Annotated in this window: 23 protein-coding genes; 11 read left to right on the forward strand and 12 right to left on the reverse strand. The window is 39.7% G+C overall.

What is annotated here, in order from left to right:
- The first annotated feature begins 14 nt into the window (after positions 1-14).
- On the forward strand, positions 15-689 hold the full coding sequence (locus tag SOI81_RS03465; protein WP_002116411.1) for a DNA-binding response regulator PmrA: 675 nt from the start codon (positions 15-17) through the stop codon (positions 687-689).
- Between the two features lie 24 nt (positions 690-713).
- Positions 714-2,048 (forward strand): two-component system sensor histidine kinase PmrB, encoded by a 1,335-nt coding sequence (locus tag SOI81_RS03470; protein WP_016143178.1) that lies wholly within the window; start codon positions 714-716, stop codon positions 2,046-2,048.
- Between the two features lies 1 nt (position 2,049).
- Here SOI81_RS03470 and SOI81_RS03475 read toward each other — a convergent pair whose 3' ends face one another.
- The 3 genes from SOI81_RS03475 to SOI81_RS03485 form a co-directional block, all read right to left on the reverse strand.
- Entirely contained in the window at positions 2,050-2,757 is a 708-nt protein-coding gene (locus tag SOI81_RS03475) for a phosphatase PAP2 family protein (RefSeq protein WP_320541241.1), read from the reverse strand.
- Between the two features lie 139 nt (positions 2,758-2,896).
- On the reverse strand, positions 2,897-4,084 hold the full coding sequence (locus SOI81_RS03480) for an ammonium transporter (RefSeq protein ID WP_320541242.1): 1,188 nt from the start codon (positions 4,082-4,084) through the stop codon (positions 2,897-2,899).
- A gap of 302 nt (positions 4,085-4,386) precedes the next feature.
- Complete coding sequence (locus tag SOI81_RS03485) at positions 4,387-5,271, reverse strand: LysR family transcriptional regulator (RefSeq protein ID WP_320541243.1); 885 nt, start codon at positions 5,269-5,271, stop codon at positions 4,387-4,389.
- 117 nt (positions 5,272-5,388) lie between these two features.
- Here SOI81_RS03485 and SOI81_RS03490 point away from each other — a divergent pair, with 117 nt between their 5' ends.
- From SOI81_RS03490 to SOI81_RS03500, 3 genes are all read left to right on the forward strand, one after another.
- On the forward strand, positions 5,389-6,294 hold the full coding sequence (locus tag SOI81_RS03490) for an AEC family transporter (protein ID WP_239976004.1): 906 nt from the start codon (positions 5,389-5,391) through the stop codon (positions 6,292-6,294).
- 96 nt (positions 6,295-6,390) lie between these two features.
- Positions 6,391-7,407, forward strand: coding sequence for a molecular chaperone DnaJ (locus SOI81_RS03495; protein WP_239976005.1), 1,017 nt, complete (start codon positions 6,391-6,393; stop codon positions 7,405-7,407).
- A 184-nt stretch (positions 7,408-7,591) separates the two neighbouring features.
- Positions 7,592-8,194 (forward strand): hypothetical protein, encoded by a 603-nt coding sequence (locus SOI81_RS03500; protein ID WP_239976006.1) that lies wholly within the window; start codon positions 7,592-7,594, stop codon positions 8,192-8,194.
- A gap of 185 nt (positions 8,195-8,379) precedes the next feature.
- Here SOI81_RS03500 and valS read toward each other — a convergent pair whose 3' ends face one another.
- Positions 8,380-11,277 (reverse strand): valine--tRNA ligase, encoded by a 2,898-nt coding sequence (gene valS / locus SOI81_RS03505; protein WP_320541244.1) that lies wholly within the window; start codon positions 11,275-11,277, stop codon positions 8,380-8,382.
- Positions 11,278-11,473: 196 nt separating this feature from the next.
- On the opposite strand from valS, the gene SOI81_RS03510 reads away from it, so the two are divergent.
- From SOI81_RS03510 to SOI81_RS03520, 3 genes are read left to right on the forward strand one after another with little or no spacing between them, the layout of a single operon-like run.
- Positions 11,474-12,145 (forward strand): hypothetical protein, encoded by a 672-nt coding sequence (locus SOI81_RS03510; protein ID WP_239976008.1) that lies wholly within the window; start codon positions 11,474-11,476, stop codon positions 12,143-12,145.
- 26 nt (positions 12,146-12,171) lie between these two features.
- Positions 12,172-12,978, forward strand: coding sequence for an SDR family NAD(P)-dependent oxidoreductase (locus tag SOI81_RS03515; RefSeq protein WP_224992907.1), 807 nt, complete (start codon positions 12,172-12,174; stop codon positions 12,976-12,978).
- Positions 12,979-13,031: 53 nt separating this feature from the next.
- Positions 13,032-13,466 carry a nuclear transport factor 2 family protein gene (locus SOI81_RS03520; protein WP_016143191.1) on the forward strand — a complete coding sequence of 145 codons (435 nt, stop codon included), beginning with the start codon at positions 13,032-13,034 and terminating at the stop codon, positions 13,464-13,466.
- On the opposite strand, the gene SOI81_RS03525 is transcribed toward SOI81_RS03520, so the two are convergent.
- The 8 genes from SOI81_RS03525 to sdsA form a co-directional block, all read right to left on the reverse strand.
- Complete coding sequence (locus SOI81_RS03525; RefSeq protein WP_016143192.1) at positions 13,463-13,897, reverse strand: YbjQ family protein; 435 nt, start codon at positions 13,895-13,897, stop codon at positions 13,463-13,465. The two genes, SOI81_RS03520 and SOI81_RS03525, sit on opposite strands and share 4 nt — an antisense overlap.
- A gap of 7 nt (positions 13,898-13,904) precedes the next feature.
- Positions 13,905-14,255, reverse strand: a complete 351-nt coding sequence (locus tag SOI81_RS03530) for a YbjQ family protein (RefSeq protein WP_000927245.1) — start codon at positions 14,253-14,255, stop codon at positions 13,905-13,907.
- A gap of 108 nt (positions 14,256-14,363) precedes the next feature.
- A complete protein-coding gene (gene adeK, locus SOI81_RS03535; RefSeq protein WP_016143193.1) occupies positions 14,364-15,815 on the reverse strand; it encodes a multidrug efflux RND transporter outer membrane channel subunit AdeK in 1,452 nt (483 codons plus the stop codon).
- Positions 15,815-18,991, reverse strand: a complete 3,177-nt coding sequence (gene adeJ / locus SOI81_RS03540) for a multidrug efflux RND transporter permease subunit AdeJ (protein ID WP_016143194.1) — start codon at positions 18,989-18,991, stop codon at positions 15,815-15,817. The genes adeK and adeJ overlap by 1 nt, the downstream gene beginning before the upstream one ends.
- Before the next feature lie 12 nt (positions 18,992-19,003).
- Complete coding sequence (adeI, locus tag SOI81_RS03545; protein ID WP_016143195.1) at positions 19,004-20,254, reverse strand: multidrug efflux RND transporter periplasmic adaptor subunit AdeI; 1,251 nt, start codon at positions 20,252-20,254, stop codon at positions 19,004-19,006.
- A gap of 24 nt (positions 20,255-20,278) precedes the next feature.
- Entirely contained in the window at positions 20,279-20,905 is a 627-nt protein-coding gene (locus SOI81_RS03550; RefSeq protein ID WP_016143196.1) for a phosphatase PAP2 family protein, read from the reverse strand.
- Between the two features lie 183 nt (positions 20,906-21,088).
- A complete protein-coding gene (locus SOI81_RS03555) occupies positions 21,089-23,149 on the reverse strand; it encodes a site-specific recombinase (protein WP_224992963.1) in 2,061 nt (686 codons plus the stop codon).
- Positions 23,150-23,163: 14 nt separating this feature from the next.
- Entirely contained in the window at positions 23,164-24,141 is a 978-nt protein-coding gene (sdsA, locus tag SOI81_RS03560) for an All-trans-nonaprenyl-diphosphate synthase (protein WP_016143198.1), read from the reverse strand.
- A 441-nt stretch (positions 24,142-24,582) separates the two neighbouring features.
- Between sdsA and rplU the strand changes: the two genes are divergently transcribed.
- From rplU to lolA, 3 genes are all read left to right on the forward strand, one after another.
- Positions 24,583-24,894 (forward strand): 50S ribosomal protein L21, encoded by a 312-nt coding sequence (gene rplU / locus SOI81_RS03565; protein WP_000271409.1) that lies wholly within the window; start codon positions 24,583-24,585, stop codon positions 24,892-24,894.
- 18 nt (positions 24,895-24,912) lie between these two features.
- Positions 24,913-25,170, forward strand: coding sequence for a 50S ribosomal protein L27 (gene rpmA, locus SOI81_RS03570; RefSeq protein ID WP_002116037.1), 258 nt, complete (start codon positions 24,913-24,915; stop codon positions 25,168-25,170).
- A gap of 239 nt (positions 25,171-25,409) precedes the next feature.
- Complete coding sequence (gene lolA, locus SOI81_RS03575; protein WP_016143199.1) at positions 25,410-26,105, forward strand: outer membrane lipoprotein chaperone LolA; 696 nt, start codon at positions 25,410-25,412, stop codon at positions 26,103-26,105.
- Positions 26,106-26,209 lie beyond the last annotated feature (104 nt).

A 26,209-nucleotide genomic window follows, 5' to 3' on the forward strand; every position in this document is an offset into this window, starting at 1 on the left:
AGCGAGCTTAAAACATGACAAAAATCTTGATGATTGAAGATGATTTTATGATTGCAGAATCAACAATAACGTTGCTGCAATATCATCAATTTGAGGTGGAATGGGTCAATAATGGCTTAGATGGTCTGGCTCAGTTAGCTAAAAATAAGTTTGATTTAATTCTTTTAGACTTAGGGCTACCGATGATGGATGGCATGCAAGTCTTAAAGCAAATTCGCCAAAGAGCAGCGACACCAGTCTTAATTATTTCAGCACGAGATCAGTTACAAAACCGCGTGGATGGCTTAAACCATGGCGCAGATGATTACTTAATTAAACCCTATGAGTTTGATGAGTTACTTGCTCGTATTCACGCGCTATTACGCCGTAGTGGGGTAGAGGCTCAGCTTGCCAATCATGAGCAGCTATTACAAAGTGGTGATCTGGTTTTAAATGTTGAACAGCACATTGCTACTTTTAAAGGTCAACGTATTGATTTGTCCAATCGTGAATGGGCAATTCTTATTCCTTTGATGAGCCACCCAAATAAAATCTTTTCTAAAGCAAATCTTGAAGATAAGTTATATGATTTCGATAGTGATGTAACCAGTAATACGATTGAAGTATATGTGCATCACTTGAGAGCTAAACTCGGGAAAGACTTTATTCGAACGATTCGAGGGCTGGGTTATCGTTTAGGGCAATCATAATTTAAATTTTGGAACTTCTTAACAGTGCATTATTCATTAAAAAAACGACTGATTTGGGGCACCTCAGTTTTCAGTGTCATTTTAGGTTGTATATTAATTTTTAGTGCTTATAAAGTTGCACTTCAAGAAGTCGATGAAATTTTAGATACGCAAATGCGCTATTTAGCTGAACGAACAGCTGAATATCCATTGAAAACGGTAAGCAGTGAGTTTGATTTTCATAAAACTTATCATGAAGAAGACCTATTTGTAGATATTTGGGCTTATAAAGACCAAGCCCATTTATCTCACCATCTCCATTTATTGGTTCCACCCGTTACACAAGCAGGCTTTTATTCGCATAAAACCAGTCAAGGTTTAATCCGTACTTATGTTTTGCCATTAAAGGATTATCAAATCCAGATTAGCCAACAAGAAAAAGTTCGTGAAGCTTTTGCTTGGGAGCTTGCGGGCAGTATGTTTATTCCATATTTGATTATTTTACCTTTTGCGATTTTTGCTTTAGCTGCAATTATTCGTCGAGGTTTAAAGCCGATTGATGACTTTAAAAATGAACTGTCTCATCGTGACTCAGAAGAGCTGACACCTATTGAAGTTGTGGATTATCCTCAAGAACTGTTACCCACAATTGATGAAATGAACCGTCTTTTTGAGCGTATTTCTAAAGCACAAAATGAACAGAAACAGTTTATTGCAGATGCTGCTCATGAACTTCGAACTCCTGTGACTGCTTTAAATTTACAGACCAAGATTTTAATCAGTCAGTTTCCTGAGCATGAATCGCTGCAAAATTTGAGTAAAGGATTAGCACGTATTCAGCATTTAGTGACGCAGCTTTTAGCGCTGGCTAAGCAGGATGTCTCTTTAAGTGTGATTGAACCGACAAAAGCTTTTCAACTCAATGATGTCGCTTTAAATTGTGTTGAGCAGCTTGTTAATCTGGCTATGCAAAAAGAAATTGACTTGGGGTTTGTTCGTAACGAACCAATTGAAATGCATAGTGTCGAGCCAACAGTTCATTCAATTATTTTTAACTTAATTGATAACGCTATCAAATATACGCCTCATGAAGGGATGATTAATATTTCAGTCTTTACTGCTACAGATGGCGATGCGTGTATACAAATTGAAGATAGCGGTGCAGGGATTGACCCAGAGCATTATGATAAAGTACTAAAACGTTTTTATCGTGTACATCACCACCTTGAGGTTGGCAGTGGTTTGGGACTATCGATTGTAGATCGAGCGACTCAGCGCTTAGGTGGGACTCTGACACTAGACAGAAGCTTAGAGCTTGGTGGACTTTCTGTTTTGGTTAAACTTCCTAAAGTTCTCCATATTCACGAAACAAGAACTTGAGTTAGGTAAGTTCTTGTTTGATTCGTTTCTCAAATTCAAAGCGGTGAATACAAATTGCATAGAATAAGATATTCACTGCCCCAACCACCCAACCTGTCCATAAATTATGACTCAGGAAATGTGCTCCACGCATCATTTGTCCCCAACCCATCATAAAGCCCAAAATAATGCCTGCAATGAGATAAAAATAGGCACGTTTAGGTTGTTCAAGACGATAAACAAAATAACCTGTCATTAAAATAAAACCAGCGCTTGCATGGCCGCCTGGAAAGCAATGCCCATGCTTAGCAGTGAAGTCCCATACATAACTTAAAGCAGTAGGATGAACCATATTCCAAGGGCACGCATGAGCCGATTGTGATTTTAAGAGGCCAACTATACCGCTACCAATCATACTCACAAAAAACATATAACCATATTGCCAGCGATAAAGCTTTAATTTTTCAATTTTAAATGATGCAAGCCATAGACCGAAAAAGATGACGTAAATGGTAGTAATGATTTGTTTAACAATTTCATGATTCAGTCTTTCAAGATACCAATTGTCCCGATTGAAAAAATGACCTGTTGAATCAATCCAAGGGTGGATGAAATACATGTCAATTTTTCCACCCACAGGAAAAACGATCAAAAGCAGGAAAAAACTGAAAAAAAGAAGAATGATATTAAGCTGAAAAAATTGTTTTTGTTGATTCATGCCATGCAACATCAATTAAATCGTGTGTAAAGGCATTACATAAAATTAAGCTTAAATTGCTCTTAAACTATACGAAGAAAGAAGTTCAATTTTCTTTAAAAAATAAAAAAAGCGACGAGAAGTATCGTCGCTTATAGCACTTGAGCAAGTATTAAAACATACCTTCTTCAGAGTTTGCTGAAATCTTATGAATAGACAAATCTGCACCACGGAACTCGTCTTCTTGAGATAAACGAATGCCGATAGTTGCTTTAAGCAAGCCGTAAACAATAAAGCCGCCAGCAAGTGCAATGGCTATCGCGAGCGCTGTCCCGATGAGTTGAGAGATAAATGAGACACCGCCTAAACCACCAAGCCATTGCTGACCAAATAGACCTACTGCAATACCACCAAATGCACCGCATACGCCGTGCAAAGGCCATACACCGAGTACATCGTCCACTTTGAGTTTGTTTTGAGTATAGGTGAATAGATATACAAACATTGCACCAGCTGCACCACCAATAACAAGCGCGCTGATTGGGTGAACAATGTCAGAGCCTGCACAGATCGCAACTAAGCCTGCAAGTGGGCCGTTGTGTAAGAAACCAGGGTCATTTTTTCCAATCGCATTTGCTGTAATGGTGCCGCCGACCATTGCCATGAGCGAGTTAATCGCAACCAGACCAGAAATCGCATCAACACGCTGAGCACTCATCACGTTAAAGCCAAACCAGCCAACAATTAAAATCCATGAACCAAGCGCCAAAAAGGGAATAGAAGACGGCGGGTGAGCACTTACACGACCATCTTTCTTATAACGACCAGAACGTGCACCCAATAAAATGACCGCTGCAAGTGCAATCCAACCGCCCATGGCATGAACTACGACTGAACCAGCAAAATCATGAAAAGCTGCACCGAAGGTTGTTTCTAACCACTTTTGCAAACCGTAGTTACCATTCCAGACCATGCCTTCAAAAAACGGATAAATCAGCGCCACCAAAGCGAGTGTTGCAATTGCTTGTGAACGCATTTTCGCACGTTCAGCAATACCACCCGAAATAATGGCAGGAATTGCCGCAGCAAAAGTGAGTAAAAAGAAGCAACGCATCAGGTTGTAGCCATGATCACTTGATAAAACCGTTCCATCATGGAAGAAGTGCTGACCATACGAAATGTAATAGCCAACAAAAAAATATGCGATTGCAGAGAGGGCAAAGTCAGTCAGAATTTTACTCAGTGCGTTCACCTGATTTTTATGGCGAACCGTACCAAGTTCCAAGAATGCAAAACCTGCGTGCATGGCAAGAACCAAAACAGCACCAAGTAATAAGAAAAATAGATCTACATTTTGCATAGCATGCTCGAAAAAAGTGCTAAATTCCATTTTGGAACAAATCTGGGTCTGTAAATTGCACCAAAATAGATTTAAGGAATCTAAAAACCTAAGTTTGTCGAAACAAACTCAATTGCATAAAAGTGAATATGCAATAAGTGCACCAATTTGAATTAGAAAAGTGGTTTTTGGCGATAAATGGTGCGTCGATTTGGTTAAGATAGGGCAGTTATGGCGCTTTTTACGGTACAAGTCATCTAATATACTGATAAATTGACCTGAAAAAGTTCGTTATCAAATTCTTAAAAGTTATCCATAATCATTTAATGATCTGACCAAACTGATTGTGCGACTTCAATAAATGCCTTTACGGCTGGACTGATGTGTTTTTTGTTTTTCACCGCAAGACCAATAGAACGTTTAAGGTTCGGTTTAAACGGGCGTTTGACTACATTTGGATAAAGTGAGAGTAACTCTTTGGTGATGACCATATCAGACACAATGGACACCCCTAACTGGTTGTGAACCATGCTGACGATACTTAAAATTTGTGAAACATAAAATTTAATGTCTGGTTTCACATTAAAGTTTTTTAAAATTAATTCGACCTGATGACGACTACCCGCCATTGTCATAATGAAAGGGCAGTTTTCTAGCTGTGCTGGATCAATGTAGAGCTGCTCTGCGAGTGGGTAACCATTTGGAATTAGGGCAACAAAACGGTCTTCAATTAAGGGGAATGTATCAAAACGCTCATCGGGCATAATTAAAAAACCAACCTCGATGCGCCGTTCTAATAACCACTGAACAACTTCTTTATCTTCACCTTCATCAATATAAATTTCGATTTTTGGGTAGCGTTGCCGAAAGGCTTCTAAAATTTCAGGCAATAGATAAATAGAGGATGAAGCCCCAAAAGATCCGATACGTAATGTGCCTTCATTTAAACCGTGGATGGCAGCCACTTCTTTTTCTAAGGTATCAGAAATACTCAATAACTCTTTCACATGAGTTAATAACTGCTGACCTGTCGTGGTGAGCTCAATATCACTCTGGGATCTTGAAATCAGGTTAATGCCCCATTGTTGTTCTAATGATTTAAGCGCATGAGAAACTGCCGACTGTGAAATTCCCAGCTTTTCTGCAGTAGCAGTGAAGCTTTTTAGTTCAGCAATGAGTGCAAAAATTTCAAGCTGGGTAAATGTCATGTTGTATTTGTTATGAGTAAAAACTCATTTTATCATGAGTTTTCATTATCTTTAATATATGAGGAAGCCAAGGTCATTGCCAAAAACAGCAAGCCCTAATAAAACTCGAGTAAAGAAATGAATAGCATTGTTTTATCTCTATTTCCCTTAGTTGCATTAATTGCATCGGGATACCTGTTTAAAAAATATCGTTTTTTCAGCGATGAGTTTTGGGCTGGGGCAGAGAAGCTCAATTATTATATTTTATTTCCTGCTCTGCTTTTTAGTACGTTATCGACCGCAAAAATTGACTTACAAAGCTTGAGCACAGCCATTATTGTGATGTTGATTGTGGTCTTAGCTGTGACCATCATTTTATACATACTTCGAATGTTTTGGCACATACCACCCGCACGTTTTGGTGTGCATGTACAAAGTATGGTTCGCTTTAATACCTATATTGGTCTGGCTCTAGTCACTTCGCTTTTTAAAAGTGAAGGAATGGCAATTCTGGCAATTTTATTGGCACTTTGCATTCCACTAGTAAACGTTATTTCGGTGCTTGCTCTAACCTCTAAAGAACACATGGCAATTAAACCTGTTTTGATTGCGCTTCTTAAAAACCCGTTAATTGCATCATGTGTAGTGGGGGCAGCAGTCAATGCGCTTCAAATCCCGATTTGGGAAGGCTTTACTCAGTTTATTAAGCTTTTTTCAGTATCAAGTTTGCCACTAGGTTTGTTATGTGTTGGCGCAGCTTTGCAGTTTATGCAAATTAAAAAAGACATTGTGGTATTGGCAGCAGACACGTTTGCACGACTTTTAGCAGTGCCTGCTTTGGCGTATGTGGTCTGTACGTGGTTTGGTTTACCAAGCTTACAAACACAAATTTTAATCATTTTCTTTGCGCTACCGACAGCTTCTGCTTCATACATTTTAACCAAAGTTTTGGGTGGCGATAGTCAGCTTATGGCAGCCGTGATTAGCTTTCAAACCTTATGTGCTGCCGTGACTTTACCACTGGTGATTTGGTGGATTTCTTAAGATATAAATCTTTAGCCTGACTCGTATTTAAAGAATGCTTGGCTACCTTCCTCATCTGATTATTGCTACACTTTTTTCTTTTTCGGGTGGATGAGTATGTCCTTTGATCTCAAAGTCAGCTTGCAGCAAAGGTCGGAACCGTCTGCACAGCAGAAAAAACTGAATCGCCTGATTGATAAAATAGAACAGCAAAAAATTAGCCTAAGCACATGGCAAAATGCGCAAGCTGAGATTCAACAGCACATACGCCAAAAACTGATGCCTGTATATGGCGATTTGCACGAGGTTTTATTTCAACAGTTAGAGCAACTTTGGAATATGTTACATAGCCATGAGTTTTCCAAAGCAGATGTACAACAACTCGATGTAAAAAATGCCCAGCTTGCACAAATGTTGAAGCGCTCCAAAATGCTGTCTGTTGAACAATTGGAGCTAGTGAAGCAAATCGATACCTTTTATCAGCAACATGCACAAGAGTCGGTAAAAAAGAATAAAAAAACTCATTCAATAAAATTTGAATACGAAGAAAGTGCTGATCAAGGTTCAGAACTTGAAGAAGATTTTGAACTGTATGCTGCCGAGCAGCAACAAGCAAGAGAGCAAGCCAAACAGCAAAGGCAGCAACAAAAACGTGAACAAGCTGAGCAGATGGCAGCCCAGTCACTCAAAATAGTCTATTTAAAAATTGCTTCGATGATTCACCCAGACCGTGAGCAAGATGAAACTAAGAAAGCAGAAAAAACTGAGTTGTTCCAACAGGCAAGTCAGGCCTATGAAAAGCAGGATTTGTTTTATTTACTCAAACTTCAGTTACAGCTCGAACAGAATAAGGGGCTAGGGGCTAAAGAATTATCTGCTGAGCAGTTGCGGTTTTATAAACTTGCTTTGGATGCACAAAGTCAGCAGCTTGAAAGCCAAATTGCAGATATTTTGGACTCTTTTCAAGTAGCAAAGAATGTAAAAGCTGAGCATGTACATATCAGCGATGTTTATAAAGCTGTAGATGCTGACTGTAGTGAGTTAAAACAACAGTTGAAGTGGGAAAAGGAGCGTTTAAAACATATGAAAAAAGTGAGTGGGATAGAGATGTTATTGAGGCATGGGGTGCTTTAATTTATTAGATAATACTCTAAATTAATTAACTTATAGCAGGAGTAATTAGCATTCAGAAGTTATATGATGCCGTGAGATTAGTAGTGATGACTTGGGCGAATTTTAAAAAATTGGGGGCTATTTTAATATAGCTATAAGAAATTAGGCCTAGGTGGGCCTTTTCTATTTTTGAAGTTGAGTTTTTATGTTAAATAAATTTTTAAGTATAGTTTTAAAGTTAGTAGTTTATATCTTTATTTCAATTGTAAGTTTTTTAATAGTAATAATTTTTTTAGTATGTATGGCGGATAATTTTTTTGAAGAGAGTTTAAATAAAAAAAGATTGAAAAATAGTATCTTATATGATCATAAAATCTTTCCTAATTTGACAGAATCGATATTTTTTTATCAAAGGCTAGATTCATATGACGATGGTTACTGGATTGTAGTCTATCCCTTAGATAATAAAACTAAAGTAAATTTTTTACTTAAAAAGCAGTCGCCAGTTCAGAAAAAATTTACCTATTCAACAATTGAGTGTATTAAGCCAACTATTAAAAAACGTTGGAAAACATTTAACTCCAATATTCATTATGTTCAACCACCTGAATCGTTAAGACATCATGATGATTTTGAAGGACACGATTCTTTTAATGTGTATGGTTCAGAAAAAAAGATTGGTTTAGTGGAACAGGCTTGCCAGCAAAATAAATTCATTATTTTAGAAGAAAGTCAGAGAAATGATCATTTATATTGGGCAATCTCTGCAAATGGAAAACTATTATTTAGTGTGTATAAAATTGATTGATATTTTTAAATTATTAAATTAATAGGCTAAGATTTGATTGAATTTATATTTTTGATCAATATTTAATGTGGTTATCAAATAGATTTATATCAAAGCTTAAAAAAAATATATCTTTGAACTAATTTGTAATTATTCCAAACAAAAATCCCCTCAAGTGAGGGGATTTTTTGAATCAAATCACTACATTAAAGCGCTGCAATTTGCTCCATATTCGCTTTAACTTTCTCTAACTGAGCAGCAAATTCAGCAAGCTTCGCTTTTTCACCTTCAACAACTGCTGCTGGTGCTTTAGAAACAAAGCCTTCGTTTGCAAGTTTGCCCGCAATTTGGTCGTGTTGCTTTTGGATTTTATCCAAGTCTTTTTGCAAACGAGCAAGCTCAGCTTTAGGGTCAATTAAGCCCTTCATTGGTACAAATACCGATGCATGACCTACAACACTTGAAGAAGAAAGCGGTGGTTCTTGGTCTTTACCTAAGAACTCAATACTTTCAACTTTAGCCAATGCTTTGAACAACGCTTCAATACGAGTAATTTGCTCACGTTCAGCATCAGAAATGTTTTGAAGTAATACTGGCAACAAGCGCGCATTACCTAAGCCCATTTCACCACGAATGTTACGTACCGCACCAATCAAACCTTGAAGCCATTGCATATCTGCTTCAGCTTGCTCGTTGATTTTTGCTTGCTCAGGAATAGGGTATTGAGCAGTCATAATCGTTGGGCCGCCTTGACCAAGCATTGGTGCAAGTGTTTGCCAGATTTCTTCTGTCAAATATGGCATTAATGGATGAGCTAAACGTAAAGAAGCTTCCATCACAGCGAGCAATACACGGCGTACTTCAGCTTTACGCTCTTCAGACACTTCTGCATCGTTAAGAACTGGTTTAGTTAACTCAACGTACCAGTCACAGTATTCATTCCAGATAAAGTCATAAATCGCTTGAGCAGCAAGGTCTAAACGGTAAGTTGCAAACGCTTGGTGTACAGCAGCTTCCGCTTTTTGCAGACGGCTGATAATCCATTGCTCTGGAAGTTCCCAAAGATCAGGACGTGCTTCTTGCCCAACAGTTTGACCTTCAACATTCATCAGAACGAAACGAGTCGCGTTCCAGATTTTGTTACAGAAGTTACGGTAGCCTTCAACACGTTTTAAATCGAACTTGATGTCACGACCGGTGTTTGCAAGTGCACAGAACGTGAAACGTACTGCGTCAGTACCATAAGCATTGATACCTTCTGGGAATTCTTTGCGTGTTGATTTTTCAATCTTCGCAGCATCTTTCGGGTTCATTAGACCAGTTGTACGTTTTGCAACTAAGCTTTCTAAATCAATACCGTCAATCAAGTCTAATGGGTCAAGTACGTTACCTTTAGACTTCGACATTTTTTGACCTTCACCATCACGTACCAAGCCGTGAACGTAAACAGTCTTAAATGGAACTTGAGATGAACCATCTTCATTTTTCATGAAGTGCAGGGTCATCATGATCATGCGGGCAACCCAGAAGAAAATGATGTCAAAACCAGTTACCAACACATCTGTTGGGTGGAAGGTTTTTAAGAAATCATTCGCTGCATCTTTTTGTGCGTCGCCAGTCCAACCTAAAGTTGAGAATGTCCAAAGTGCAGATGAGAACCATGTATCAAGAACGTCTTCGTCTTGTTTAAGTTCAACGTCAGCAGCGATGTTATTTTTCGCGCGTACTTCTTCTTCGTTACGACCTACATAGATGTTGCCATTTGCATCGTACCAAGCTGGAATACGGTGACCCCACCAAAGCTGACGTGAAATACACCAGTCTTGAATGTCACGCATCCATGCCATGTACATGTTGCTGTACTGCTCTGGAACAAACTTAATACGGCCATCTTGAACTGCTTCAATTGCAGGCTCAGCAAGAGGCGCAATTTTTACGTACCATTGGTCAGTCAGTAACGGCTCAATGATCACGCCTGAACGGTCGCCACGTGGAGCTTTTAAGTCATATGGTTGGATTTGATCTAACCAGCCTTCCGCTTCAGCTTGAGCAACTAATTTTTTACGTGCTTCAAAACGCTCTAAACCAGCATAGTCCGCAGGTGCAGTAATCGTTTTAGAAATTTGTTCGCCAGCTTTTGCAATATATTCAAACTCACCTAAAACTTCGGCGTTTTTGTTGAAGATATTGATGATTGGCAAGCTATTGCGTTTACCTAGGTCATAGTCGTTGAAGTCGTGAGCAGGCGTGATTTTTACACAGCCAGTACCGAAGTCTTTTTCAACGTAGTCGTCGGCAACGATCGGAATTAAACGACCAGTAATTGGTAATACAATATTTTTACCAACAAGGTGTGCATAACGCTCATCTTCAGGGTGAACAGCAACTGCAGTATCACCAAGTAAAGTTTCAGGACGAGTTGTTGCAACGACTAAATAGTCTTTGCCGTCTTGAGTTTTAACTGATTTGTCTTCAAAGAAATATTTAAAGTGCCAAAGTGAGCCTTTTTCTTCTTTGCTTTCTACTTCAAGGTCAGAAAGAGCAGTTTGAAGTTTAGGGTCCCAGTTTACAAGACGCTTACCACGGTAAATTAAACCGTCCTCGTGCAAACGAACGAATACTTCTTTAACTGCGTTTGATAAACCTTCATCCATCGTGAAGCGTTCACGTGACCAGTCTACAGAAGAACCTAAGCGACGAATTTGTTTAGTGATTGTGCCGCCAGATTGTTCTTTCCATTCCCAAACTTTGTCGATGAACTTTTCACGGCCTAAGTCGTGACGAGTTACACCTTGTAAGCCAAGTTGACGCTCAACAACCATTTGAGTTGCAATACCAGCGTGGTCAGTACCTGGTTGCCACAACGTATTTTTACCCATCATGCGGTTATAACGGGTAAGGGCATCCATAATGGCATTATTAAAGCCATGGCCCATGTGCAAACTACCAGTGACGTTTGGTGGCGGAATCATGATACAGAATGATTCACCGTGACCAGAAGGTTTGAAGTAACCTTGTTCTTCCCACGTTTTGTACCACTTCTTTTCGATCTCGGTTGGATCGTAGGTGGTGGCAATATTTTGAGCGGTTTGAGCGTCAGTCATAGTAGCTTAGATCGAATATGCATAAAAAATTGCACCTATTGTAGCAAAAAAATGCCTCGAAATTAATGTGCTGAAAACAGATAAACGGTTTTGTATTTTTTTCAAAAAACGGTAGATTTATGAAAGATGGATCACAATTTAATCGTGTAGCGACACGGCACAAAAATTACAAAAGAATTGAAAAAGGATGCTGCTGATGAGTTATGAAGTTTTTTTGAAAATTTCCGATTCGACTTATACCCAATTCGAGGCTATTCGGCAAAGACTGCATGATGGAGTAAGCCAAAGTCAGGCAAAAGTTTTGGGGGATGTATTGTCTGACCTTTCTTGCGAAATTATTGAGCAGGTTTTTTCTGTACTTTTACAGTCAGGGAATACAACTATGTCTCCAAAACAACAGGCTGAGTCTGAAAAAGTTATTCAGCAAGTTTTAGAGACTTTTCGAAAATACATGCCTTGGTCGGTTTCATTTTTTGGAAATGAACGTCTTTTACCCTTAGTTGATTATATGACCTCTCTCATGAAAGAGCAGGGGCAGCAAGTTTATATTACCTATCCGGTCACACTTCAACTTGTACAACAAGCCGAAACCCTTACGCAGCAAATTCGTGACGGTAATATGCAAAGTATTACGGCTGCATTTGAGACGCTTATAGAAATTGTGGATTTAGGCGTAACAAGCCTAGTACGTGAACCTAAAAAGCGTTTAAAATTTAATTTAGTTGTCGATAAAACTCTTAACGGAGTCATCAACATGACGACGCATTTGGGCTATAAACGTTTGGAAAAGTTAGGGACACAGGTCGATCAGACCACAGCAACTCATTATATCAACCACTTTTTGGCCTTCATGCATCAAGCAGCATAATTTAAAAAAGATAATAGGAACATCACATGGCCAAACTTGATACTTTGCAAAATAAAGTGGTATGGATTACGGGCGCATCTTCTGGTTTGGGTAAGGCCTTAGCAGGAGAGCTCGCTTTACAAGGGGCAAAGTTGATTTTGACCTCGCGCCGTTTTGAAGAGCTAGAAGAGGTTCGGGTTGGTTTATTAAATCCCGATCATCATTTGTCTGTGGTTGCAGATATTACTGATGAAAAGCAGGTTCAAGAAGCTTACAAAGAGATTTTAAAGGCTAAAGGTCGTATTGATTGGCTTATCAATAATGCTGGTTTGAGTCAACGCGCTTTAATTAAAGATACGACCATGGCAACTGAACGCGCCATTATGGAAGTCGATTATTTCTCGCAAGTTGCGTTAACTAAAACTGTATTACCAACGATGCTCAAACAAAAGTCTGGCCGAGTTGTATTTGTGTCGAGTGTGGCGGGTTTATTGGGTACACAGTACCGTGCAAGCTACTCGGCTGCTAAAGCCGCAATTCACATGTGGGCAAATAGTTTGCGTGCTGAGGTCTCAGATCAAGGGGTCGAAGTTTCAGTTATTTTCCCTGGTTTTGTAAAAACTAATGTTTCATTCAATGCACTTAATGGTGCAGGGGAACCTCAAGGCCACCAAGATGAAGCAATTGAAAATGGTTTAGAAGCGGATGTTTTTGCAGAGCAAGCTGTGAAAGCTTTAATGCAGGGTCAAGAATATATCGTTGTGGGTGGGACTAAAGAAAAACTAGGTGTAATGGTTTCTCGGATGTCACCAAAACTTCTTTATAAAATGATTCGGAAAACAAAAGTAAAATAAAAAAGTGATATTGCCGTGCTAAATTGGTGAAAAACCCGTATAGAAGGTTCGCCATGGATCAGGATTATCACCGTATTTTAGAAGTCATCACGCGTTTTCAATTGGTCTTTGACCAGAAAAATTGGGACGCTTTTGATGAGTTGTTGGCAGAACAACTTGAGGTGGATTATTTTCAGTTTAGGGGCGAGCCTTTATGTGTCGTGTCTTGTCATGAATATAAAGGTTCTCGGCAGCAAGCTTTATCGCATTTGCGACTACAGCATAATTTGAGTAATCCAATTATTCGTATTGAACAAGACCAAGCATGGCTAGAGTGTAATTATCAGATTTATCGTTTTTCAGAAAATGACTATTTTCATTCTTTTGGTCGTTATTACTTCACTTTGGCTAAACAACAGGATCGTTGGAAAATTACGGGGATTTGCCAACATTTAACTAAAAATATTGGTAATCCACGTATTCACTTTTCTGCTGTGGGGCAGTATTAATCTTTGACAGCAGTTCCATAAGCAAAAACTTCAACCATTCCACCTTGCATACCAAGTTCGGTTGTACTCAGCCGAACTCCCATAATATGGTTAGCTCCTGCGGTATGTGCTTGTTGTTTTAAACGTACAATAGCCTCTCGGCGAGCACGCTCAACAATACTTTCATAACTGGTCAGTCTTCCACCCAAAACATTTTTTATAGATGCCAGTACATATTTAAAATAGTCATGAGAAATGACCACATTACTGCTAATAAAATGGCCCAGTTGATCACTTGTTGCAAAACGATTGGTATCAATTCTGATATGGGCAAATTGTTGCTCTTTTTCTAAAAGTTCATTCAAATGTTTTCTTTCAATATGACGTCCAAAAGCCCAGCCAATACTGAAAAGAATGAGAAAAATAACAAGCTGAAAAATAAGATTGTCCATTTTCTACCTATGCATTAAATGGATCGGGTAGATGGGGCGCTTGAGGCTGCACAACCACTGCTGTGCCATATACGAATAACTCAGAAGCACCTTGGGCAATATTTGAAGTTGAAAAGCGTATACCGACAATTGCATTCGCACCAAGCTGCTGGGCTTTTACAATCATACGCTGCATAGCTTCTTGGCGAGATTCTTCTAATAATTCGGTATAACCCGTAAGTTCGCCACCTACAATATTTTTTAAACTTGCCATCAAGTCACGGCCAACATGCTTACTACGAACCGTACTTCCATAAACAACATCAAGCTGTTTCAAAATCTGGTGGCCTGGAACACTTTCTAAATTACTCAGTAACATTGTTTTTTATCAATCTAAATTCTTAAGGTTTCAAGATAAAAAATATTCAGTTGAGTTGCAATAAAAAAGCCCACCGAAGTGAGCTTTTATGAATAAGTTATTTAAAACTTACTGCTTTTTAAGTTCAGCACTAGATGGTTGATTAACCACTGTATCTGAAGTATTTGCTTTTAAACCACCACCTAGAGTTTTGTATAACTCGATTTGGTTGTTTAAGTTTGCTTGTTGAAGCAATAACAAACCTTGTTCTGCTGAATAAGATGAACGCTGTGCATCAAGAACCGTTAAGTAACTATCAATACCAGCACGGAAGCGGGCATTTGAAAGTGTGTAGTTGCGGTTAGTTGCTTCTACTAAACGTTGTTGAGCTGTTAAACGCTCACCAATGTTGGCACGAGTTGCAAGTGCGTCATTCACTTCACGGAACGCAGACTGAACTGATTTTTCATAATCAGACAATGCAATTTTCTGATCAGTTTCAGAAATTTTTACATTGGCACGACGAGTGCCCCAGTCAAAGATTGGTAAATCTAAGCTTGGACCAATTGACCATACAAAACCACCAGACTTAAATAGATCACTTAAGTCAGTTGATGCGTAACCTGCAGAACCCGTTAAGCTAATCGTTGGGAATAAACGTGCTTTTGCAGCACCGATATTCGCACCAGCAGCGCTTAAGTTATATTCGGCAGCTTTTACATCTGGACGGTTGTTAAGCAAGTCACTTGGTAAACCAGCTGTAAACACATTTTGTTGAGTAATGCGTTTTACAGGTTGGGTTGGCAACAAGTTTTGTGGAACTGATTGGCCTACTAACAAGTTCAACAAGTTTTGTGCTTGAGCAATTTGTGTTTTGTAGTTTGCTACATCATTACGCGCAGTTTCTACAGAAATCTGTGCCTGACGTAGTGGAACTTCACTGTCGATACCCACATCAAAACGTTTTTTGTTGAGATTGTAAGAGTCTTGCTGTGCTTTAAGTGTTTGCTCTGCAAGTCTTAAATTCGCTGTTGCGAAAGAATAGTTTAACCACGCTTGAGCAACTTGACTGATTAGACTGATTTGAGTCGAATCACGTGCACTTTGGGTTGAAAGGTAACTATCTAACGCAGCATCTTTTAAGCTACGTACACGGCCCCAAAAATCAAGCTCATAGGCAGTTACCCCCAAACCTACTTGATAAGTAGAGTAGGGGTTATTCGGATCACGGCTTTGAGAAACCTGACGAATTGCACTACCACTTGCCCCGATTGTTGGAAGCTGGTTGTTCTGCGTAATTCGATATTGCTGTTGAGCACGTTCGATATTGAGCGTTGCTGTACGTAAGTCGCGGTTGTTGGCAAGTGCCAAATCAATCACTCCGAGCAAACGAGGGTCAGCAAAGAACTGTTTGTAACCCTGTTCAGCAATAGACGTACCAGAAGCGCTATATGCATAGCTTTGTGGAATATCGGTTTTCACGACTGGTTCTGGGCCGCGCATGCTTTGACAAGCTGACAAAGCAAGCGCAAGTGCAGATACCGCAATGCTACGACCTGAAATAGACCATACGTTTTGCATCACGATTTATGCTCCTGAGTGTTTATGGTTTTTGGTTTGTACTTAAAGATACTACGAATCCACACATAGAATACAGGGATAAAGAAGATACCTAAGAATGTTGCACTGAGTACGCCACCGAGTACACCGTAACCGACAGAGTGCTGACTTCCTGCACCAGCACCTGTTGAAAGGGCAAGCGGAAGTACACCAAAACCGAAGGCAAGGGTAGTCATGATAATTGGACGTAAACGCATTTTTGCGGCATGTAAAGTTGCCTCAATCAGGTCTTCACCTTTTTCCTGCAGCTCTTTTGCGAACTCAACAATCAAGATCGCATTTTTTGCAGAAAGACCGATTACCGCAATCATTGCTACCTGGAAGTAAATGTTATTTGAGAGATTTGGATCTCCTTTAATAATCATGCCCAAGTAAGTTAATACGATTGCACCAATAATACCGAGTGGTACTACAAGTAAAACCGAGAACGGAATAGACCAGCTTTCATACAATGCAGCCAAGCAAAGGAAAACGATTAACAATGAAAGTGCATATAAGAATGGAGCTTGAGCACCAGACTCACGTTCTTCAAGTGATAAACCTGTCCATTCATAGTCGAAACCTTGTAAGCCCATAGATGGTAACTTAGCAATAATTTCTTCCATCGCTTTCATTGAGTCACCAGAGCTTACGCCAGGTGCAGGTGTACCTTGAATGTTAACAGATGACACGCCGTTATAACGTTCAAGACGTGGAGAACCGTATGTCCATTCGCCAGTAGCAAATGCAGAGAACGGAACCATCTCGCCTTTGTTATTACGTACATACCACTTGTTTAAGTCTTCAGGCATCATACGGCTACCCGCATCACCTTGAACATAAACTTTTTTCACACGTCCACGGTCAACGAAATCGTTAATGTATGAGCCACCCCATGCAATACGCATCGTATTGTTAATATCGGCAATACTCACGCCCATGGCACCAGCTTGAGCCTGATCTACATTAATTTGATACTGAGGTGTATCTTCTTGACCATTAGGGCGAACACCCACAAGACGTTTATCTTGTGCAGCCAAACCTAAGATCGTATTACGTGCAGCAATAAGTTTCTCATGGCCTTGACCACTTGAATCTTTAAGTTGCAAGTTGAATCCGGCTGTTACACCAAGTTCAGGCATTGCTGGAAGCTGTAATGGCATAACGTAAGATGCGTCTTTAACGATCATGTTCAATGCCATACCACGCTGAATCAATGCGCCAATTTGAGACTCTGGTGAAGTACGTTCACTCCAGTCTTTCAATTTAACGAAGCCAATACCAGCATTTTGACCAACACCTGTGAATGAGAAGCCCGAAACGGTGAAAATAGATTCCACAGTGTCTTTTTCATTCATGAAGAAGTTTGTCATGGTGTCAATCACTTTACCTGTACGGTCAAGTGTTGCATTTGGTGGTAATTGAACAAGTGTCATTACCACACCCTGATCTTCTTCTGGTAAGAATGAAGACGGGAGTTTTTGGAACAAGAACACTAATAAAGCAATAACCACAGCGTAAAGTACGCCAGAGAAGATTTTGCCTTTAAGCATGCGATTAACACCATTTTGGTAGCTATGCGACATGCGGTCAAAACCATTGTTAAAGCCTCTAAAGAAACGAGCAAAAATATTATTACTTGGTTCTTTGTTAGGATCATGCTGTTTTAAAATGGTTGCACAAAGTGCCGGTGTGAATGTTAACGCCACAATTAACGATAAAACCATTGCTGTTACAAGGGTAATCGAGAATTGACGGTAAATTACACCAGTTGTACCACCAAAGAATGCCATTGGTACGAATACAGCCGTTAGTACACTCGTAATACCTACTAACGCGCCAGAAATCTGCTGCATTGAGCGTGAAGTCGCCGTCACCGGATCGGTATGCTCTTCACTCATAACACGTTCGACGTTCTCGACGACGACGATGGCATCATCGACCAGAAGACCAATTGCCAATACCATGGCGAACATGGTTAAGGTGTTAATTGAGAAGCCAAAGATATTAATAACTGCGAATGTACCTAATACAACAACTGGTACAGCAAGTGTTGGAATAATCGTTGCACGCCAGTTCTGTAAGAACAAGAACATGACAATGAATACCAAAATTACCGCTTCAATTAATGTGTGTACAACACTTTCAATTGAAAGACGAATAAATGGAGTTGTGTCATAAGCCAGTTTGTCTTCAAGACCCGCTGGATAGTTCTTACGTAGTTCAGATAAACGATGTTCAACTGCTTCTGCCGTATCAAGTGCGTTGGCACCAGTTGCAATCTTAATTGCAAGACCAGCTGCTGGTTTACCGTTAAACTTCGAGTCGAATTGATAGTTATCAGAACCTAATTCTACGCGAGCAACATCTTTTAATCGAACCTCAGCACCAGATGCTGTGTTCTTTAAGAAGATATTTTTAAACTGTTCAGGAGTTTGCAGCAAACTTTGTGCATTTACTGTTGCGTTAAGCACTTGACCTTGAACAGCCGGTGCACCACCTAATTGACCTACAGCTACTTGTGAGTTTTGCGCTTGTAAAGCTGTCGCAATATCACTAGGTGTAAGCTGATAACTGGTTAACTTAGCTGGATCAAGCCAGATACGCATTGCGTATGAACCACCAAAGACCGTTACCTCACCAACACCAGCCACACGGCTAAGCGGTTCTTTAATAGACGAGTTTACATAGTCTTTAATGTCAGAGTCAGACAAGTTGTTATCTGGTGAATAAAATGCAATAACTTGCAAGAAGCTTGCACCAGATTTAGTAACAGTTACACCTTGACGTTGTACATCTTCAGGTAAAAGTGCAGTTGCAGATTGCAGCTTGTTTTGAACCTGAACCTGTGCAATATCTGGATCAATACCTTGTTCAAAGTTTAATTGAATAGAGGCTTGACCGTTACCAGCACTGTTAGATGAAATATAACGTAAACCATCTAGACCATTCATTTGTTGTTCAATGATCTGGGTTACGGTGTTTTCAACAGTCTCAGCCGATGCACCAGGATAAGTTGCAGCAATCGTAACTGTCGGCGGTGCAATCGTCGGATACTGTGCAATAGGCATTTTTGTTAGCGTGAGAATACCCGCCAACATAATGACTAATGCAATCACCCACGCAAAAATGGGGCGATGAATAAAAAATTGTGCCATTCAATCTACCCCTTATGCATTTGAAGATGCTTTCTGTTCTGCTTGAGGTTTACCTGATTGAGCCGGTTTTGTCGCATTTGGAGCTGCGCCTTGTGGATTTGCTGGTTGAGCTTGGTAAGGTTTTGCTGAAACTTCTTGCCCTTCTTTAACCTTGGCAACACCATCAACAATCACTTTATCACCAACTTTAAGACCGTTAGTCACAATCCAGTTTTGTCCTTGAACACCAGAGGTTTCAACAGGACGACTCTCAACAGTACCTTTGGCATTAACAAGCATTGCTACAGCTTGACCTGTAGGTAAACGCGTAATTGCAGCTTGAGGAATCAGGTAAGCATTAGGCACTACACCTTGAACAATCTGTGCAGTGGTATACATGCCTGGAAGTAACAGGTGATTCGGGTTTGAGAATACGGCACGTAAAGTAATCGTTCCTGTATCCTGATTAACCGAAGCATCAGAGAAAGCAAGTTGTCCTTCGATTGGGTAGGTTGAACCATCTTCGAGCTTCAATTTCACTTTCGTGTTGTTACTATTGTTTAAACTGCCTTTGCTGAGTTGTTGACGTAAACGCAATAACTCGGCACTAGACTGGTTAATATCAACGTAGATCGGGTCTAACTGCTGAATCGTCACTAAAGGATCAGTTTGGTTTGCAGTAACTAAAGCACCTGCTGTTACAGAAGAACGTCCAGACTGACCAGAAATTGGTGAACGAATTGTAGAGTAGCCAAGATCAACATTTGCATTCGTTACTTGAGCTTTAGCTGCAGAAACTTGTGCTTCGGCAACATTAACCTGACCAAGTAAGTCGTCATATTCCTGTCTAGATACAGCATTACTTGAAACAAGTTGCTTATAACGGTTTAGCTTGGTACGTAGTGAAGCTAGATTTGCCTGTTGTTGTAAAAGAGCAGCTTTTGCATTCTCAAGCGTTGCACGGTTCGTTCTAGAGTCGAGCTCATAAAGCGCCTGACCTTCACGAACATAGCTTCCTTCAGCAAACAAGCGTTTTAAAATCACACCGCTTGTTTGAGGGCGAACTTCAGAAATTTGATATGCTGAAGTACGGCCGGAAAGCTCAACGCTTTGTTCAACACTTTGTGGTTGAGCAACAATAACACCTACTTCTGCAGGCGGCATTTTCTGAGCAGCAGCAGCTTGCTGTTTCTCATCGGAGCCTTTGCTACAACCAACAAGTGCGATACTTGTTGCTAATGCGCAAGCAGTAAGGGCAGGAGCCCAAAGCTTAGCCGACATCATTGTTCCACCTCGTTTAGATAAAATCTAAAAATATATTTGTTTTCTACTTAACCTACTTTGTGTTTGTAATAACCAGAGCCAAAGCAGTGCAATCCAAATAAAACCTATGCCCCAACCGGCGAGTACATCTGTTGGAAAATGAACTCCAGCATATATTCTTGAAAGCCCCATGCAGATAAACCAAAAACAGGAGATCAAAATGATATAAGGAGAGTTAATGTTGGGCCTATGGCATAACATTAACATTGCCAGACAAGCTAGTGTTGATGCATAAACACTATGTGCACTTGGGAACGATGCACCATAACTTTCGACAATATGATATGCCTGTGAAGGTCTAGGACGGTCAACACACCACTTGAGCAGCCAACCCATGGTGATACTGCCAAGAACCCCCACGCTAATGAAAATAACAGTAATATATTTTTTATACCATGCTTGATATACACATACCAGAAAGGATAAAAAACATACAAAAGGCATACCGCCTATACGTGCTAAAAAGATCGTAATAGAGTTAAGATAATCTGAACGATTTTCACTCAATATTTGAACGGTGAGAAGATCCAAAGATTGAAGTCTCGGCACAAAAAGACCAAGAACACCTAATCCTAAAAAAATACAACCAATAAAAAGCAATATATAGGGCATGTATATACCTTTGCTTATTCAAGCAGTGTCCACTACTGAAAGCCGTTAAAAGTGTACTTGCCAGTACACTTTTTTTCAAGCCTGATAGATCATCGTAAATTCATTTTGAAATTTTTTTAACATTTGGAAAAACAATCACAACAAAATTGACGAAAGTCACATTCTGTGTACAAAGCAAAACTTTTAGTGTTCTGTTTTTTTTCCGCTATTTGTTGAGGTATTTTCTTCAAGTTCTAATGGTTGTTTTGGTGGCCAGAAAAAATCGCTCGGGCGAGTCAGGAAATGGGTCATGACTAACTTGGCTAAAGGTTTCCATTGTTCAAAGCGGACTCGACGCGCTCTTAATGCCACAATAATAGTAAGGGTGAAACTCACGAATAAGTTAGTCAGACCAATACATAGCACACCGAGAAAGGAGACTATAATCAAGCCAATATCCGGGCTGCCATTAATGGTCATTAAACCTTGAATAAAGTTAGCAGATGCAAAGGCAATATGACGAATATCTAAGGGTAAGCCTAAAATAAAGCCTATGGTCCCCATACTTCCTAACATGATCCCGAATAAGAAGTTACCGGCTAAAGCACCTAAATTACGTTCAATATATTCAGCAAAACGATTAAGTCGATCTTGCCCAAACCAGTTAGCTAAACGACGATGCGCTCTTAAGCGTGGACCAACTTTTCGATAAACAGCCATGTTGTCAAAATATCCAGCAATCAGACCGGACAAAAATAGACATACTCCAGCAATTGCGGCATGAGGCACTGCTAATGACGTAAAGGGGTTTAAGCTGTGTAGTAGATAAGTCGCCTTGGTATGGGTTAATAACGGTTCATCGAGGTAAAACTGCCAAGCAAAAGTAATCAGTGCTGCAGTAGGGATTGCAATTGAAATGTTACCCAAAATAGCAATGAACTGCGTTCGGATAATATTAATAATGAGGGCCGCTAACTCTGCAATCTGAGCTGTTTTAGAACCTTTACGCTGTTGTACCGTTGCAGCGAGGGCCGCAGCAGTCATAGCGGGTTGTTTGGTTGCAACAGTAAAGTGCAGAACATGAATCAGAATGAAACCCAGAGAATAATTCATACTGAACGTAAAGGCTTGCATAAGCGGAGCCATGGTCATTCTTGATGCAAGAATTTTTAAAGATGCCATGAAAGCAATAATGACACCTGCACCAGCGGCCGCTTTATACATTCCCCAAAAGCCTTTGGTATCTGTACTTACATAATGCTCACCTGTACGGCTGGCATTTTCTGTAACTTGAAAGGCAATGAGCTCACTGGTTGTGCTGAGTAAAGAGCGCACACTTTTTTCGCTGTAGTGCGCCTTGGTTAAATCGGAAATAAGATGTCCTAAGGAAACATATTTTCCATGAGTGTTGTCTACGACCAGATAAAGTAATAATTCAATACGATCAAGACATTGTTCAAGTAATGACAGTAAATAAGTCAAACTTAAACTGACACCAATTCTTTTCGTAGCACGGCGAATCTTTAACACCACATCCCGACATTGTTCCAACATAACGAATGCTTGTGATGCATCGGGAGGAGCAATAACTGCAATTTCATGATCAGAAAGTTCTTGTTTCTTATATTTTTCTATAAACTCAATAATTTCACGATTTTGAACTAAAAATGGAGATTCATATTCCGTTAATTCTGGTTGAGCATTAATAAATTCAGGATAAAGTCCAATTCCACTAATTCGATAAGATAAGACAGTGATGGCTTTAATCATTTCACTTTGAATGACAAGCTTTTCATCGACATTACTTTGGCTTTGCCCAATAAGACTAAATAAATTTGACCAATCTTCATCAGCAATATTATTGAGCCAGATTTTGTCACTTTCTAAATAGAAAATTTTTCCAATTAAAATTTTGAGTTGGCTTGAGTCTTCGATTAGCGGTAAAAAATGTGCTCCGAGTCTTTGTCCAAGCTGGTTCCAGAAACCATCTAAAGACAAAATTCCGCTGTCCGCATATAAGCTGACTTGCTTATAGCGATTAATCAAACGTAATAAGAAAGTTTGTAATAAAAAGGGTGCTGTAGGTGTGCGTAAAAGACTTTCAATTAAAGCCTGTATTTTGTTTTTAATTTCATCCGTATCCTCTGGGTCGGATGGGCGGACGACATTGACGAGTTCAATCAGTAGATTTTCATCAATGACAGCTTGAGGATCCTCAAGCTGCTTCTCTATTTTTAAAAAATGTTCTGAAAAATTTACATGCATAGGCAAAATAATATCTATTGTATTCGATGTAACGCAAGCTGAGTTAAGTTAATCAATGCCTGACGATACGGTGTATCGGGTAGGTTTGATAAAGCTTGCAGTGCTGCTTCTGTTTCTTCTTGGGCACGTTGGTTGCAATAATCTAAAGCACCAGACTTCTGTACAATTTCGATGACCTGAGGTAATTGGTCTACTCCACCAGTGGCGATACTGCGACGAATAATCGCATGCTCTTCACCTGTTGAGTGTGCTAATGCAGAAATTAACGGTAAAGTTGGCTTACCTTCCATTAAATCATCACCAATATTTTTACCTAATGTTTCAGCATCTGATGTGTAGTCTAAAATATCATCAATGATTTGGAACGCATTACCAAAATGACCAGCAAACAATCTTAATGGTTCACGGTAAGCTTCTTGCCCTGCCAAAATAGCAGCACCTTCTGTAGCCAACTCAAACAGGCGAGACGTTTTACCATGAATAATTTTTAAATAAGTTTCTTCGGTTGTATCTGGTTGATGCTGGGATTGCAGTTGTAATACTTCACCTTCAGCAATTTCACATGTACCCGTTGAAAAGTCTTTCAATAAAGTCATGTTATTTAAATCAACCAATAAATCGAAAGCACGGGCAATAAGGAAGTCACCGACTAATACGGCTGTTTGATTGTTCCATGTCGCATTTGCTGTAGGACGACCACGACGAAGCCCAGATTCATCTACTACATCATCATGGACTAATGTCGCAGTATGCAACATTTCAATGATTGCAGCTAAACGCTGTGCGTTTACCATGTTATCTAAACCACAAGCACGGGCTGCAAGTAAACACATGATTGGGCGCATACGCTTTCCGCCAGCTTCAACGACATGCTTGCTGACAGACATGACTAAACCGACTTTTGAGCTAATTCCTTCATTAATCAAGTGATCCATCGCAGCAAAGTCTGAGGCAACAGGCGCAAGAATGTCTTGCTTGAAATCGATGACCATATGAAGAAAAACCCCGTATTGGTAGATAAGTGGCGTTAGTGTATCAATTAAAGATGAGTTGCACAGGTTAACAAGTGGCTGATATTAATCATTTCTATTGTCTTTAAGCGTTCTTTGTTCTTTATTTAAGCAAAACATGATGTTTCCGGCAAAACAATAAATTTAATGACATCAGCATTAATACAACTTGTTCTTGACGCAATTTGTGTCTGGAACTGTATTTTAATTTTCATTCAGAATCAATGAAAACTGCTAAATTCCAATCCAAGCTGTTCGATTTTGTAAGAATAGAGGATCATGCTTTACTGATAGATAGAAAATACTTGTCGTTTGATCAAATTTCACTTAAAATCTGTCGCCTTGTATAACCCCAGTGGCGATCGTTTTAAGATCGATATATCCCTTTATCGACACGACGACACGGGCTGATTGGAGTACATTATGTACGCAGTAATCCAAAGCGGTGGTAAACAGCACCGTGTAGTTGAGGGTGAAACCCTTAAAGTTGAATTATTGAAAGCTGAATCTGGTGCGACTATTACATTTGATGATGTATTAATGGTTGTAAACGGTGACAACATTCAAATCGGTGCTCCAGTTGTAGCTGGCGCTAAAGTAACTGCAGAAGTGATTGGTCATGGTCGTCACGACAAAATCCGCATCATCAAAATGCGTCGTCGTAAACACTACCGTAAACAACAAGGTCACCGTCAATGGTTCACTGAGTTGAAAATTACTGGTATTTCAGGCTAATCACGAGGAGTAAGAGACATGGCAACTAAAAAAGCCGGTGGATCGACGAAGAACGGTCGTGATTCAAACCCAAAAATGTTAGGTGTTAAAGTTTACGGCGGTCAAGCTGTAACTGCTGGTAACATCATCGTTCGTCAACGTGGTACAGAGTTCCACGCTGGTGCAAATGTTGGTATGGGCCGTGACCATACTTTATTTGCTACTGCTGACGGCGTAGTAAAATTCGAAGTGAAAGGTCAATTTGGCCGTCGCTACGTAAAAGTTGAAACTGTATAAGTTTTAGCTTCAAAAAAGCCCACATTTTGTGGGCTTTTTTTATGGTTTTAATTTTTATTTATCTTCATCATGATGAATGAAATTCTACAAACAACATGAATAACATAACAAAATATCTTATTTTCTCAATGATTAGCACAGAGTTTGTCGGTTAATATGAGTCTTGAATTAAGAGCTTGCCAAGTTTCATAACTTTGAAAGAAGGCAAGTTGTCTTACAGCAACTAAAAAGGTGATGACATGAATATGCTTCGTAAAACTATGTGTGCTATTACACTTAGCGCGTCAGTGCTTGCTCCTGTAATGAGTACTACAGTGTTTGCTGCGCCTGTAGCAGCACCGGAGCAACAGGCAATTGGGAACCTGGTTAATCAGTTATCAGGTTTACAGCGTTTGACTGCCGACTTTGAACAAACAACAAAAGCCAATACAAAAACTGTGGCACAGAAAAAGAGTTTAAGTGCACAGCATATGAATCAGACATTTAAAGGCTCAATGAAAGTTGAACGTCCGGGGAAATTTTATTGGGAAACAGTAAGTCCGGCTAAACAAACAATTGTAACGAGCGGGAAAACAGTTTGGATCTATGACCCAGATTTACAGCAAGCAGTCCGTCAAAGCTTAGATGAGCAGGTTGCAGATACGCCAGCGTTATTACTCTCTGGTAATACCAACCAAATCATGAAGTCTTATCGTGTAACGCAACCCGATAAATCTAAACTCTATTTCACATTATTTCCTAAAAAAGAAGATGGTGCATTCCAAAGCTTAACCATTAGTTTTGGAGCAAATAAAGCCCCTACACTTATGGTGTTGCAAGACTCATTAGGTCAAACCACCTATGTGCGCTTTAAGAATGTTAAGGTAAATGCCTCAATTCCTGCATCTGTCTTTAACTTTACGCCGCCAAAAGGTACAGATGTTATTGACCAATAATGAATACCTCTCAAAAAAGCTACCTTCACGGTAGCTTTTTTTATACAAGAGAGATAGATACATTTTTTAACCCCGTCTTATTCTTACGCTTTGTATAGTGATAG

This window comes from Acinetobacter pittii (genome assembly GCF_034067285.1).
GTDB classification, from domain to species: domain Bacteria; phylum Pseudomonadota; class Gammaproteobacteria; order Pseudomonadales; family Moraxellaceae; genus Acinetobacter; species Acinetobacter pittii_E.